This window comes from Actinoplanes sp. NPDC049316 (assembly GCF_040677315.1).
Taxonomy (GTDB): Bacteria; Actinomycetota; Actinomycetes; order Mycobacteriales; family Micromonosporaceae; genus Actinoplanes.
Genome location: NZ_JBFAQM010000035.1, coordinates 1 through 13,780, shown reverse-complemented (window position 1 = coordinate 13,780; position 13,780 = coordinate 1). Strand labels below are relative to the sequence as shown.

Genomic DNA, 13,780 nt, shown 5'->3' with positions numbered 1-13,780 from the left:
CCAGAAGGCCGGCCCAGCAGGCTCGGCGTCAGCTGCAGGTCTGGAGAGCTCGCTGGGCGGGGGCGGCCTGCGGGTGCAGGGCTCGCCACAACTCGACCGGGGCGGGCTTGCCGGGGACCGACACCGGCGGCATCTCCTGGTACGCGACCGCGGCGTCCGACGCGCTCTGCGTGGCGGCGCAGACGACGACCGTGTCGTGGGGGGCGTACGCCTGCAGCCGCGCCGCGGTCGCGACGACGCTGCCGCTGACCATGCCGTAGCCGCCGTCGCGGGCCGCGTCGAGGTCCACGATCGCGTCGCCTGTGGCGAGTCCCACCCGGGTGCGGACCGGGAAGCGGCCGGCCAGGAGACGCCCCCGCAGCGCCTCCTGGATCAGCAGCCCGGCCCGCACCGCGGCGGCGGCCGCCCGGCACGTCTCGTCGGGTAGTCCGGCCCGCGGGCTGCTCGCGCCGAAGACCGCCATGACGGCGTCGCCGATGAACTTCTCGACCAGGCCGCCGGCTGCCCGGACCACCGCGGACACGGTTTCGAAGTAGTCGACCTGCAGGTCACGGACGTCGGCGCAGTCAAGATCGTCGATCAGGCTGGTGAAGCCGACGATGTCGACGAACAGCACTGTGACGGTCTGTCGCCGGCACCGCAGGCCGACCGAGGTTCTGTTCACGTCCCACGCCCCTTCGTTCGCGTTGGCGAAGGAAACGGTGCCAGCCCGGAACAAGACAGCGGATCCGCAGAATGACGTATCTGTGACAGCGGCCGCCGCGTCGGTTGTTCTGTGACGCAGAACAGTCCGAACCGACGAGAACGTCATAGCTCGATTCCCATTAGGCTGCCACGCATGGCCAGCCAGGGGGACGACGCGCCACTTGTCGGACGTTCCGACATCTTGCCGTCGATCCAGGCCGATCTGCTCGCCACCGGCCCGGGCGGCACCTCGGCCGTGTTCGTCACCGGCGAGAGCGGCGTCGGCAAGAGCCGGCTGCTGCGCGAGACCGCCGACGCGATGCGGGCGGGCGGGGCGGCCGTGCTGTTCGGCGCCTGCCTCGACATCGGCGACGCCTCCCCGCTGCACCCGGTCCTGCAGGCGCTGCGCCAGGCCGGCGCGCACCCCGCGGCGGGACCCGCCGACGGCCCGGACGGCGCGGGCGCCCTGCTCGAGCGGGTCTCGCAGGAGCTGCGCGCGCTGGCCCGCGGACGCCGGCTGCTGCTGGTCCTCGACGACCTGCAGTGGGCCGACCGCAGCACCCGCCAGCTGCTGCTCTACCTGCTGGCCGGCCTGGGCGAGCTGAACCTGTCGGTGCTGGCGGCGGTGCGTTCCGAGTCGCTGCACGGCTCGCACCCGCTGCGGCGGGTGCTGGCGGAGCTGCGCCGGCTGCGGTCCGTACGCGTGCTGGATCTGGCTCCGCTCGACCAGGACGCCATCGCGGAGCTGGTCACCGCCATCGCGGGCAAGGACGTCGCGCCGGAGGACGCCGACCGGGTCTTCAAGCGCAGCGGGGGCAACCCGTTCGTCGCCGAGGAGCTGGCCCGCGACCTGCGCGACGGCCGGGTGGAGCTGTCCGACACGCTGCGCGAGATCTTCCTGTCCCGCGTCGACGAGCTGCCGCCGCACGCACACGAGGTGGTGCACGCCGTGGCCGCCGGGGTGGAGCCGGTCGAGCACGGCCTGCTGGCCCGGGTGCTGCCGCTGCCCGAGCACGAGCTGATCGAGGCCGTCCGGGACGCCGTCGCGCACCGGTTCGTGACGAGCGCGCCGGACGGTTACCGGCTGCGTCACCAGGTCGTGGCCGAGGTGCTCGAGCACGAGGTCCTGCCGGCCGAGCACGCCGCCCGGCACCGCCGCTACGCCGAGGCGATCGAGGCCGCGCCCGGCGAGCCCGACCACGCCCGGCTCGCCCACCACTGGCAGCAGGCCGGCGAGCCCACCCGAGCCCTGCCGTCGGTCGTGGCCGCCGCCCGCGCCGCCGAGCAGCTGTACGGCTTCGCGGAGGCGTACCGCCACTGGGCGCTCGCGCTGGAGCTGACCCCGCACTTCGACCCGGGGCGTACGGAGCTGCTCGCGCACGCGGCCGAGTCCGCCCACCGCTGCGGTGAGCATCAGCGTGCCCTGACGACCCTGGAGCAGCTCGCCGAGCGCGGCGACGGCCCGGGCACCTGCGCGCTGCACCTGCGCCGGGCCCGCTACCTGGCCGCCGCCGGCCGCACCGCGACCGCCGAGATCGAGTACGAACGCGCGCTCGCCGCCCACGAGTGCACAGCGTCGGAGAAGGCCAGCGCCGCCGCCCATCTGGCCGAGCTGCTCGTGCACCTCGGCCGGTACGCCGACGCCGGCGTCCGCGCCCGCGATGCCCTCGACCTGGCCGAACGCTCCGACGGCTCGACCGCGGACCTGGTCCGGGCCAGCGCGGCGCTCGGGTTCAGCCTGGCCTTCCGCGAGGACCCGGACGCGGGGCTCGCGGTCATCCGGCAGGCGGTGGAGATCGCCGAGCGCTCCGGGCATCCCGACGACATCGGGTGTGCGTACCTGCACCTGGCCGAGCTGCTGACGAACCCGCTCAACAACATCGAGGAGGGTGTGCTCGTCGCCCGGCGCGGCGCCGAGAAGCTGGCCTCGATCGGCCAGGGGCGCACATACCAGACGCGGCTGCTCGCGATCGCCGCGAACGGGCTGTTCCGGGTGGGCCAGTGGGCGGAGGCCGAGCAGGTGCTGGCCGACGCCATGCGGCACCGGCCGTCCGGCGCGGACGCGGTCGAGATCCTGCTCGCCCGCTGCCGGCTCTGGGTCGGCTTCGGCGACGTGGAGGCGGCCGACCGCGACCTCGACGCGGCCGCCACCATCCTCGCCGGCGGCGGTGCGCGGCACGTCATGCCGATGCTCACGCTGCGCGCCGGCCTGGCGATGTGGCAGGGCCGGCACGCCGAGGCCCGCTCGGCGGTGCAGCGCGGGCTCACCGAGACCCGCTCCGACGACCTCGTGCTGCTGGGTGTGCTGGCCTGGCACGGGCTGCGCGCCGAGGCGGAGGCGCAGGCCGGCGGCACGGTGCCGGTGGACCCCCAGGCGGTGCGGCGCCTGCAGGTGGTGGTGGAGCGGGTCGCCCGCAATGCCGGGAACGCCGCTGCACCCGTACGCGCGGTCGTCGACGGTTATCTGGACCTGTGCGCCGCGGAGCTGAGCCGGATCGAGGAGCGCAACGATCCCGACCTGTGGGTCAAAGCGGCCGCCGCGTGGGACCGGCGCAAGCAGCCGTACCCGGCGGCGTACTCGCGGCTGCGGCAGGCCGAGGCGTCGTTCGCGCGGCGGACCCGCCGGGCCGCGGCGACCACCGCGATCCGGGAGGCGTACGCGACGGCTCAGGCCATGGGCGCCAAGCCGTTCGCCGCGGAGATCACCCAGGTCGCCGGGCGGGCCCGGGTCGCGCTGACCGGGGACGAGGAGGCCGTGGCGCCCGCGCCGGCCCAGCAGGGCGACGAGCTGAGCATGCTGACCGACCGCGAGCGGGAGGTGCTCGCCGCGGTCGCCGAGGGGCTGACGAACCGGGAGATCGGCCAGAAGCTGTTCATCAGTGAGCGGACCGTCGGCGTGCACATCGGGCACATCTTCGACAAGCTCCAGGTCCGCACGCGGGTCCAGGCCAGCCGGGTCTTCCTCCGCGCGGCGTGACCATTCCGTTATCTACGTACCGGAGATACGTCGTTCTACCGATCCCTGCGTAGGTCGCCGGTGAAAGGCTGAGTCTCGTTCGGGGGAGCACCGCCCGGCGGCTCGCTCGCCGGGCGGTGCTGGAGGGCCTCCGCGCATGCGACGTCAGTGGAGGATCGGATGATCAGGGAGTCGGTCTGGGGGCCGGTGCAGCGGGAGATGGCCGACGTGCTGGCCACGCACCCCGACGACGTGCCCGCCGTGGTCGATCAGCTCACCAAGCTCCAGGACGTCCTCGACCGCGTGCCGCCGCTGATGGGCGGCAACCCGCTCGCCGACTTCAACAAGCTCTACCTGACGATCACGACGTGCGTCCTGGAACGGCTGTACGCGGGCCGCTTCGCCGACCCGGCGTTCCTGGCCCGGCTCGACGTCGAGTTCGCCGCCCGGTATTTCGACGCGCTGCGGCAGTGGTCCGACATGAGCGCCGGCTGCCCCAAGGCGTGGGCCGTGCTGTTCCACCGGATCCCCGGGCCCGACGCCCGGCCGCTGCCCTCGGCGGCCGCGGGTGTCAACGCGCACATCAACTTCGACCTGCCGTTCGCGCTGGTCACCACGTTCGACCACCAGGGCTGCGACCCGGTGGACGACAGCGACCAGCACCACGACTACCTGCAGATCAACGACATCTTCGCGGAGCAGATCCCGGGCCTGCGCCGCGGCTACCTCGAGCGCTGGCAGCTGCTCATCGACATGATGAACGGCGACCTCGACGACTGGTGGCAGGGCGGCGTCGTGGAGTACACCCGCAACGTCGCCTGGCGCAACGCCCAGCGGCTCTGGACCGTACGCCACGATCTGCAGGCCCTGGGCCGCGAACGCGGCCGGCTGGACCACACGGCGGAAGCCGTCGGCAAGCTGCTGCTGTCGCCGATGGGCGCCATCCTGCAGTGATTCTTTGTTGAGGGGGCGGGGCAGGGCCCGCGCTCGAACGGCAACGAGCGCGGGCCCTAACCCATGCGGCCCTATCCGATGACGATCAGGCGCGCGACGGTCGCGTCCCCGTCCTTGCGGCCGGCCACCCCGACCGTCGCGCCGGTCTTCACCGCGTCCGCGGCGACCTTCTTCTTGTCCTGCACGACCCGCAGCTTGTCGCCGAGCGTCCAGGTCTGAGCGAAGCCGTCGGAGGACTTGACGCTCACGGACTTGCCGTCGGCGGCCGTGACGGTGCCGCGCTGCACGACGATCGTCCGTACGCCGTCCTTGCCCTGCACGGTGACCTCGCCGTGCAGGGTGTTCTTGCGCAGCAGACGCCGCACGCCGGGCCGGTGCGCACCGGGCTCCCCCGGCGAGGCACTGGGCCCGGTCTGCATGGCGACGGTCTGCAACGCGGTCGTCTCGTCGGCCACGTCCGCGGCCGGGGCCGTCCCCGGCGCGCCACATCCGGTGAGGGTCAGCAGGCCGGCGAGGCCCGCCGTGGTGAGGGTCAGCGCGATGCGGTTTCGAGTCATGGGGCGAGCCTGCCGCCGCGGTGCGTGGGGTGCGTCAGCGTCATGTTCGGGTTGTGTAAGGCAGCGTCGTGGTGAACCGCGCGCCGCCCTCCGGGGCGTGCCCCGCCTCGATCGTGCCGCCGAGCCGCGCGACGAGCCGGGCGGCCAGGGCCAGCCCCAAGCCGCTGCCGGTCTTGCGGACGTGCCGGTACCGCTGCTGCAGCGCACCCCGCTGGAACGCCACCGCGAGGTCCTCGTCGGTGAGCCCCGGACCGCCGTCGCGGACCTCCAGCACACCGCCGCGCTCGTCCGCCCGTACGGCCAGCACCAGCGGCGCTCCCGCGGGAACGATCCGCAGCGCGTTCTCGCACAACCCGTCGAGCACCTGCCGGATGCGTCCGGGATCGGTGTCGACCACGACCGGGACCTCCGGCGCCTGCACCGAGACCCGGGGACCGTCCGGTGTGCACCGCGCCGCCCACGCCTCGCCCGCCGAGCGCACCAGCTCGGCCAGGTCCACCGCGACGATGTCCACCGGCAGGTCCGCCGCCTCCAGCCGGGACAGCACCAGCAGGTCCGAGATGAGCCGGTCCAGCCGGTCCGCCTCGGCGACCATCGTGGCGCCCGCCTTCGCCGCGCCGTCATCCGTCACGACGCCGTCGGCCAGCGCCTCGGCGTACCCGCGGATCGTGGCCAGCGGCGTGCGCAGCTCGTGCGAGACCGACAGCAGGAACTCACGCTCGCGGCCCTCGCTGATCTGCAGGGCCGCGCCCAGCTCGTTGAGGGCGACGGCCAGCTCGGCGGCCTCCGCGGGCGGGCGTACGGCCAGGCGCACCGACCGGTCCCCCGCCGACAACCGCCCGGCCGCCAGCGCCGCCTGCCGCAACGGCCGCGCGATGAAATGCGCGAGCAGCGCGCCCGCGCCGACCCCGCCGAGCAGCCCGGCCAGCAGCGCCACCCAGACACCGCCCAGCACCCGGGCCGCCGTTCCCGACACGACCTCCCGCGTCAGCACCACCCCGCTGTCGACCCCCCGCAGCGGCCGCCCGGCGATCAGCACGACCTGGCCGTCCACGATGCCCCGGGTGTCGACCACCGCGCCCGACGCGACCTGCGTGACCACCCGTTCCGGCAGACCGGGCCGGTCGACGACGCCCCGGCGCACGAGATAGACGTCGATGCCGTCGGCCCGCAGCCGGCTCACGATCCGTTCCCGGACGACGGCCCGCTCGCTGGTCAGCAGCTCGACGGCCACCGCGGCCTTCTCGGCCAGGTCGGCCCGCGCGGCGCTGTTGGCCGACCGCACCGCGATCGGCAACGCGACCATCGCGGTGATGATGACGGCGACGACCGCGGTGGCGGCCGTGACCAGGACCGTCCGGCCGGCGAGGGTCGCGAAGAACCTACGCATCGGCGGTGTAGCCGACGCCGCGCACGGTGCGGATCACCCCGGCGGCGGCGCCCAGCTTGGCGCGGACCTGGGCGACATGGACGTCGACCGTACGGGTGCCCGCGTGCGACGCGTACCCCCACACGCTCGCCAGCAGCTCCTCCCGGGTGAACACCCGCCCCGGCCGGCCGAGCAGATGCCCGAGCAGATCGAACTCGGTCGGCGTCAGCGACAACGGTGAACCGTCCACGGTGACGAGCCGCCGCCCCGGGTCCAGGCTCACCGGCCCCAGCGTCCGGACCCGGCCCCCGTCCGGCGGCCCCGCGGCCCGGCGCAGCAGGGCCCGCACCCGGGCGACCAGCTCCCGCGGGCTGAACGGCTTCGTCAGGTAGTCGTCGCCGCCCAGCTCCAGACCGAGGATCCGGTCGACCTCGTCGTCGCGCGCGGTCAGGAACACCACCGGCGTCCAGTCGCCGTCCTCCCGCATCCGCCGGCAGATCTCCGTGCCCTCCATCCCGGGCAACGCGATGTCCAGCACGCAGGCGACCGGCCGCATCCGCCGCACGGCGGCCAGCCCGGCGGACCCGTCGTGCTCGACGTGGACGCCGAAGCCGTCCCGGGTCAGGTACAGCCGCACGAGATCGGCGATGGGCCGCTCGTCCTCCACGACCAGGACCAGGCCCTTGGCGGGTACGTCGCTCACCCGCCCATTCTGCCCGGGCGCAGCGCCGGTTGATGTTCGGATGACGTACGGGTTCCCGGCCGGGCCCGGTGCCGTGATCGACCGACGGGCCGGGGTGATCGCGCAGCGCCCCGGGCCGGGTGTTGGATAGGGACGTGACCCGACCCGTGATGCTGCTGGACGTCGACGGGGTGCTCAACCCGTTCGGCGCCTCCACCTGCCCCGACGGCTACCTGGAGCACGAGTTCTACCCGGGCGAGGGCCCGGAGCGGTACTGCCCCGGCCACGGCGCCTGGATCGCCGAGCTGACCGCGGCCGGTGACGTGCACTGGGCCAGCGCGTGGGGCGAGGACGCGAACACGCTCCTGATCCCCCTGCTGGGCATCGACCCGCTGCCGGTGGTCCCGTTCCCGCCGCTGCCGTTCAAGCCCGAGGACAAGGTCCCGGCGATCGCCGCGGCGGCCGGGGACCGGCCGGCCGCCTGGATCGACGACAACCACACCGACGCGGGCCGCCGGTGGGCCGCCGGACGCGCGGCGCCGACGCTGCTGGTCAGCATCGACTCGGCGATCGGCTGGACCCGCGACGACGTGGACCGGGTGCTGGCCTGGGCCCGCGAGCTCTGACCGGCGGCCGCCACGACGGGACGCAAGCGCACCGCGCGGTCGGCCGGGTGTGGTCAGGCGTTCTGCCAGAGGCCGATGAGGTTGCCCTCGGTGTCGCGTACGTACGCCGAGAAGCCCATCTCCCCCACGGCCTGCCGCCCGATCTCCACCTTGCCGCCCAGCTTCTCGATGCGCCGGAGCGACTCGTCCAGGTCCTCGACGCCGATCGTGATGACCGGCGCGGTGATCGGGCCCTGGCGGGCGAGCATGCCGCCGTTGATGCCGCCCGTCTCGCCCGGCCGCCCGGACTCGTCGGTCGGGGTCGTGGTGACCAGGCTGTAGCCCATGCCGGGCATGGACTGCAGCTGCCAGCCGAAGGCCTCGCGGTAGAAGCCGTGGGCCCGGTCGGCGTCGTCGAACGGAACCTCGAAGTGGACCACCTTGTCCATCGTTTCCCCCTCGTAGCCGGGATCCTCTTCGCAGACGCTAGACCGGGCCACCGACAAAAGACACCGTGCGTGCGGCGGGGTTCAGCTCCGGTACACCCCGAACTCCCAGAGCGAATAGCCGTACGTCGTGCCCCGGGTGGTGCCGTTGACCCGCACGTACCGGCCGGAGCCCGTCACCGCCAGGTCGTCGAAGCCGCCGTTGCCCGAGCTGGTCGAATACACGGTGGTCCACGACGAGCCGTCGTTCGAGACCTGGATCGTGTACGCCTTCGCGTACGCGTCCTCCCAGGCGAGCAGCAGGCGGTTGAACGACTGCACCGATCCGAGGTCGATCTGGAGCCACGCGGTGTCGACCCACTCGCTGGCCCAGCGGGTGCCGTAGTCGCCGTCCACCGCGTACGCGGGCAGCTGCGGCCCGTTGCTGCCGGTCGGCTGGTACGTCGACGCGGTCGCCGGCCGGCCCTTCGAGAGGTTGGTGCCGGGGACCGTCGGCGGGACCACGCGGAACGAGCGCTGCTCGATGCCCACGTTGCCCTGGCCGTCGTACGCGTACACGTAGACCTTCCAGACGCCGAGTTTCTCCGGAGCGCGGGCGGTGAACGTGCCGTTGCCGTTGTCGGTGAAGGTGACGTGCCGCAGGCCGGTGTTCCCGGTGATGTGCTTGTCGGAGTACATGAGGTTGTAGCGGATGAGGTCGCCGTTGGGGTCGGTGGCCGATGCGGTGACGGTGAACGTGCCCCCGGCCGGAACCGCCGTCTGGTTGCTCACCGACATGGCGGTGATCTCCGGCGGGGTGTCGGCCGAGGCTTGGCCGGTGTACGCCTGCCGCAGCGCGTGGTAGCCGAGCCGCCGCCAGCCGCCGGTGAAGGTGTTGAGCCAGACGCCGCCGAAGTCGTTCTCGAGTCCGTAGTGGAATTCCGTCGCGCCCAGCGCCACGCCGGGGTGTGCCTTGATGGCGTTCCAACTGGCCGTGTAGCCGGCGCGCTTCTGCAGGTCGGTCGGTTCGGTCGGGACGCCGTTGACGTCCGCGGGCACCTCCCACTCGCCGGCCGGGCCGCCCTCGGTGACGATGTACGGCTTGGTGTAGCCGCCGTTGATCCAGTCCTGCTTGACGTTGCCGATCGCGCCGTACGAGTTGACGGCGAGCAGGTCGAGGTCCGGCGCGTACTGCTTGTAGTACGGCCAGGCGCCCGTGTACGCGTCCGTCGAGGTGACCGGGTGGTTGGGGTCGGCCGCGTGGATAGCCTGCGCAACCTCGTTGACGAACTTCGCGTACCCGACGCGCCGCGCCTCCACCTCGGCGGCGGACAGGCCGTGGTCCTGCATGGTGAGGATGACCTCGTTGCCGACGTCCCACATCAGCACGCCCTGGCGGTTCTTGAGCGCGTTGACGCGGGCCACGATCTCGGCCTTCACGGAGTTCTTGTAGGCCGTGTCGTTGACGTAGTCGGCCCCTTGGTTGAGCCAGTGCCCGACGATCACCTTGATGCCCTGCTGCGCCGCGCGGTCGAGCAGCGTCGGTGTGTTCGCGTCGTCCACGCCCCAGATGCGGATCGTGTTGACGCCCATGGACTTCAGGTCGCGCATGTAGCCGTCGGCGGCCGCCTGCGGCGGTCCGTAGGTCAACCCCTTGATCTCGTACGGCGAGCCGTTGACGGTCAGCTGCCAGTTTCCTTGCGTACCCGTCACCCGCACGGTCGACGGGCCCGCGGGCGTCGCCGGGTCCGTCATCGCCGCCGGCGTGCTGCCCGTGGCGCGGGCGACCGTGACCGAGTCGACCGAGAGCACGCCGCCCGAGGTGGTCTCCGGCGTGGGCGTGGTGAAGCCGGCGATCGCGTTCGGCAGGGAGCCGCCGATCGCGAGGTCGAAGCGCAGGAAGAAGCCGTGGTGCACGGCGGCGTTCCACGCGGTGACGCCGACCTGCGACTCGCGGACCACCCAGGTCTGCCGGCCGTCGAGGTAGAAGCGGATCTCCTCGTCGGTCTTCGTGCGGTCGATGACCTGCGTGTAGTCGTGGTAGCCGGTCTGGCATCCGGTGCACGAGGCGAACCCGCCGGCGCGGCCGTCGTACTCGTTGCACGGTCCGCCGGGCGCGGTGCCGCAGTGCAGGGTCTGGGACAGCTGGTTGCGGCCGTTGACGTCGGTCATGATGTCGGTCTCGCCGACCCCGGGCCAGTTGGTGTAGTTCCCGCGGTACGCCGAGCCGGTCGCGCGGAAGCCGGGCCAGTAGCCGAGGCCGTTGGCGACGTCGGGCTGCTTGAGGACGGCGGTGAACTTGAGCTGCTCGCCTGCGCGCGGATCGAAGTCGGTGCGCTGCGTCTCGATGCGCCCGGAGGTCCAGTTACCGGAGCCGTCGCGGATCGCCTTGATGGCGAGCTTGCCGTTGCCGTCGAGGAAGACGTTGGCGGTGGAGTTGCTGGCGGTCTCGACCTCGCCGGTGCCCCAGTCGGCCGCGCCGCCGGGGTACTGGGTTCCGGTGCGCAGCAGCCAGTTGCCCGCGCTCGGCGAGGTGTTCGCGGGCCCGGTGAAGTCGTCGGTCCAGACGGTGGTCCAGGTGCCCGGGATCGTGGTCGGCGGGGTGGTGGGCGGCGTCGTGGTGCCGGTGGTGCCGTAGACCTTGAACTCCCACAGCGAGTAGCCGTACCCCGTGCCGCGGCCGGTGCCGTACATCCGGACGTAGCGGCCGGTGCCGCTGACGGTGAGCGTCTCGGTGCCTCCGGCACCGGTGGCGGTGCTGTAGATGTCGGTCCAGGCGGTGCCGTCCGGCGAGGTCTGGATCTTGTACGCCTTGCCGTACGCGGTCTCCCACTGCAGGACGACCTGGGTGACCGTGGCGGTGGCGCCGAGGTCGACGCTGAGCCACTGGGGGTCGGCGAACTGGCTGGACCAGCGCGTGCCCGCGTTGCGTTCGACGGCGTTGGCGGGGGTGACGTCCGCGCCCTCCTGCGACGAGGCGGTGACGGGCTTGCCCTGGGAGAGCAAGGTGTCCGCGGCGTGCGCGGTGAACTGCACGGCGCCGACGTACGCGGCCACCACCGCCAGCGCCGCGATCGGGGACAGCAGGCGCCGGCGGCGACGGGCCGGGGGGCCGCCGGCGGAGGGCGGTGCCTGAGGAGAAGCCGGGTGCACGGGGGACTCCTGACGGTCGGGGACTTGAGGCGCGGAGTCGGGGAACTCCGGAGAATCGATGGAGAGCGCTCTCCATCAGTGCTGGGCGCAGTGTTACGCCCGCATTTCCTTCATGTCAATAGCTGTTGTGTGAACCGCGGGACGGAATTGACACCCGGGGTCGCCGGAGTCAAGACTCGCATTCGTGAATCGGTATCCCCCAGCGCACCGATATCCCCCCGCACACCGTCGCGTCGTGACGGCCGTCTGCGTTCTCGCCGCCGCCCTCGGGCCGGCCGCCTGCGCCGCCGGCAGCGACCCGGCCGCCACGCCGGCCACCACCGCGGCCCCCTCCCCCTCGCCCGGCAGCCCCGGCTTCTTCGGCGGCACCGACATCGCCTGGGTCGAGATCACCATCGCGATGGACGAGGAGCTGCTGCCGCTGCTCGCGCTCGTACCGGCCAACGGCTCCGACTCCGGCCTCAAAGCCCTGTCCGCCGAGGTCACGAGCGCGCACGAGCGCGAGCTGACCACCCTGCGCGGCCTGCACGACCAGGCGCGGCTGCCGGCCGAGAACCCGCACAAGGGCATGCCCATGCCCGGCATGGTGACGCCCGAGCAGGTGACGACGGCGGCGGCCACCCGCGGGAAGGCGTTCGACGACCTCGTCCGCGGGCACATCGAGGCGCACCTGCGGCAGGGACTGCGGCTCGCCGAGAGCGAACGGAAGTCCGGCGTCGAGCCGCAGACCCGCTCCCTCGCCGACGAGGTGCTCCGCAGCCGGAAGACGTATCTGACGCGGCTCGGAAAAGGCACGTGAATTTCGGTTATCGGGGTACGGGGAAATCGTCCGGGGCCCACGACCCGGACAATTTCCCCGTACGGGATCAGGGAAGTTGGTAGTTCTCGTTCAGGGCCGCTCCGCGGTCCGGCTTGTACTGGTCGAAACCGCGCGGGTCGCACTGGAGCCCGCCGTTGATGCAGTGGGTGACGAGCGCGTTGAGCGTCGGGGCGTCCCATGCGTTGTAGAAGTCGTAGTGGAACGAGTAGCCCCGGCCGCTCGCCAGCCGCACGTTCGCCATGTTCCCGCTCACCGGGAACGCCATCTTGAACTCGATCATCGGGACGGCGACCGGGTGGCTCGCCGGGCACACCCCGACCACCGGGTACGCCATGTGGCTCTTGTGGTCCGGCGTGTCCAGGTGGATGCCGTCCCAGCAGCTCGGCGCCTGGTAGCGGATGTTGAGCTGGCTGCCCGCCACACAATTCGCCGGGAAGTCCCAGTTCCGTACGCTGTCGCCGCACTCCCAGCCCTCGACCGCGCCCGGCGAGTTCTTGAACTCGTCGAGGGTGGCGGCCGGGCTGCCCACGACGTACCGGAGGCCGGGCGGGGACGGGCGCACGCTGCGGTAGTCGATGACACCGCTCTTGTAGTAGATGACCTGCCGCCCCACCGGCTGCACGGCGGTGTCACCGTTGAGCAGCGTCGGCATCCAGTAGCCGGTCTTGTCCCCCGGCGTGATGCACGACGTCTGCCCGGCCTGCAGGCTCGCCAGCGTCGTCGCGGCGTTCGTGGTCGTGTTGCCCATGAACGTGTGCGAGTGCGAGGCGCCCGGCATGTTCGGGAAGACGATCGGGTCGTCGGGCAGGTTCGACCGGCTCACCGAGCAGTTCGCCTGGAACTCGTGGTGCGTGGTCGGCGGGTTCGTCGCCGGCGGGACGGCCGTGGACGGGACCACCCCGGTGACGGGCGGGTTCGCGTACACGTAGCCGTCGCCGTTGGGGGGCGTGGTGGTCGAGGACGTGCCGTAGACCTGGAACTCGTACAGCGAGTAGCCGTAGCCGGTGCCGCGCTGGGTGCCGTACATGCGCACGTACCGGCCGCTGCCGTTGACCGTCAGCGACTGCGTGCCGCCCGTACCGCTCGCAGTGCTGTAGATGCTCGTCCAGCTGGCGCCGTCCGGGCTGGTCTGGATCTGGAAGGACTTCGCGTACGCGGCCTCCCACTGCAGGACGACGCGCGTGACGGTGGCCGTGCCGCCGAGGTCGACGCGCAGCCACTGGGGGTCGGCCCACTGGCTGCCCCAGCGGGTCTCGGCGCGCCCGTCGACCGCGGCGGCGGCCGGGGACTCGCCGTTCTCCAGCGAGGACGCGAGCGCGGGACGGCCCTGCGACAACAGGGTGTCGGCCGCGTTCGCCTGCTGGACGCCGACCGCGAGCAGCGAGCCCGCCAGCGCGGCGGCGCCGAGCGGGGCGAGCAGCCGCCTGAGCTTTCTTCTCATGGGATCTCCAGGGGGATGGGGACGGGGACGGGGTTCGCCGCCGCGAGGGGCCGTGCCGCGGCAGTGGTCGGCGACGTGGATCCAGTCGCGGACCTGGCCGCCGTCGCCGTAGAGGGGGACCGGGCGGCCTTCCA

11 protein-coding genes are annotated in these 13,780 nt (G+C 72.7%); 4 read left to right on the top strand and 7 right to left on the bottom strand.

Translation table 11 applies throughout. The features are described 5' to 3' along the window. Positions 1–28: 28 nt before the first annotated feature. Positions 29–664 (bottom strand): adenylate/guanylate cyclase domain-containing protein, encoded by a 636-nt coding sequence (locus tag AB0K03_RS35210; RefSeq protein ID WP_364694404.1) that lies wholly within the window; start codon positions 662–664, stop codon positions 29–31. A 174-nt stretch (positions 665–838) separates the two neighbouring features. On the opposite strand from AB0K03_RS35210, the gene AB0K03_RS35205 reads away from it, so the two are divergent. Both AB0K03_RS35205 and AB0K03_RS35200 read left to right on the top strand, forming a co-directional pair. After that, complete coding sequence (locus AB0K03_RS35205; RefSeq protein WP_364694401.1) at positions 839–3,661, top strand: AAA family ATPase; 2,823 nt, start codon at positions 839–841, stop codon at positions 3,659–3,661. Between the two features lie 162 nt (positions 3,662–3,823). Next, positions 3,824–4,594 (top strand): DUF5995 family protein, encoded by a 771-nt coding sequence (locus tag AB0K03_RS35200; RefSeq protein ID WP_364694587.1) that lies wholly within the window; start codon positions 3,824–3,826, stop codon positions 4,592–4,594. Positions 4,595–4,665: 71 nt separating this feature from the next. Here AB0K03_RS35200 and AB0K03_RS35195 read toward each other — a convergent pair whose 3' ends face one another. Genes AB0K03_RS35195 through AB0K03_RS35185 form a run of 3 tightly spaced genes read right to left on the bottom strand, consistent with a single transcriptional unit; the run spans position 4,666 to position 7,223 of the window. Then, complete coding sequence (locus AB0K03_RS35195) at positions 4,666–5,151, bottom strand: hypothetical protein (protein WP_364694398.1); 486 nt, start codon at positions 5,149–5,151, stop codon at positions 4,666–4,668. 40 nt (positions 5,152–5,191) lie between these two features. Then, a complete protein-coding gene (locus AB0K03_RS35190) occupies positions 5,192–6,541 on the bottom strand; it encodes a HAMP domain-containing sensor histidine kinase (RefSeq protein WP_364694395.1) in 1,350 nt (449 codons plus the stop codon). Continuing rightward, positions 6,534–7,223, bottom strand: a complete 690-nt coding sequence (locus AB0K03_RS35185) for a response regulator transcription factor (RefSeq protein ID WP_364694392.1) — start codon at positions 7,221–7,223, stop codon at positions 6,534–6,536. The genes AB0K03_RS35190 and AB0K03_RS35185 overlap by 8 nt, the downstream gene beginning before the upstream one ends. Before the next feature lie 134 nt (positions 7,224–7,357). Here AB0K03_RS35185 and AB0K03_RS35180 point away from each other — a divergent pair, with 134 nt between their 5' ends. Then, positions 7,358–7,828, top strand: coding sequence for a hypothetical protein (locus AB0K03_RS35180; protein WP_364694390.1), 471 nt, complete (start codon positions 7,358–7,360; stop codon positions 7,826–7,828). Positions 7,829–7,881: 53 nt separating this feature from the next. Here AB0K03_RS35180 and AB0K03_RS35175 read toward each other — a convergent pair whose 3' ends face one another. Then, positions 7,882–8,256, bottom strand: a complete 375-nt coding sequence (locus tag AB0K03_RS35175) for a VOC family protein (protein WP_364694387.1) — start codon at positions 8,254–8,256, stop codon at positions 7,882–7,884. A gap of 81 nt (positions 8,257–8,337) precedes the next feature. Further along, positions 8,338–11,316 carry a discoidin domain-containing protein gene (locus AB0K03_RS35170; RefSeq protein ID WP_364694584.1) on the bottom strand — a complete coding sequence of 993 codons (2,979 nt, stop codon included), beginning with the start codon at positions 11,314–11,316 and terminating at the stop codon, positions 8,338–8,340. 304 nt (positions 11,317–11,620) lie between these two features. Between AB0K03_RS35170 and AB0K03_RS35165 the strand changes: the two genes are divergently transcribed. Further along, a complete protein-coding gene (locus tag AB0K03_RS35165) occupies positions 11,621–12,184 on the top strand; it encodes a DUF305 domain-containing protein (protein WP_364694384.1) in 564 nt (187 codons plus the stop codon). A 67-nt stretch (positions 12,185–12,251) separates the two neighbouring features. Here the strand turns inward: AB0K03_RS35165 and AB0K03_RS35160 are convergent, their stop codons facing one another. Next, entirely contained in the window at positions 12,252–13,646 is a 1,395-nt protein-coding gene (locus tag AB0K03_RS35160; RefSeq protein WP_364694382.1) for a DUF1996 domain-containing protein, read from the bottom strand. Positions 13,647–13,780: the final 134 nt, after the last annotated feature.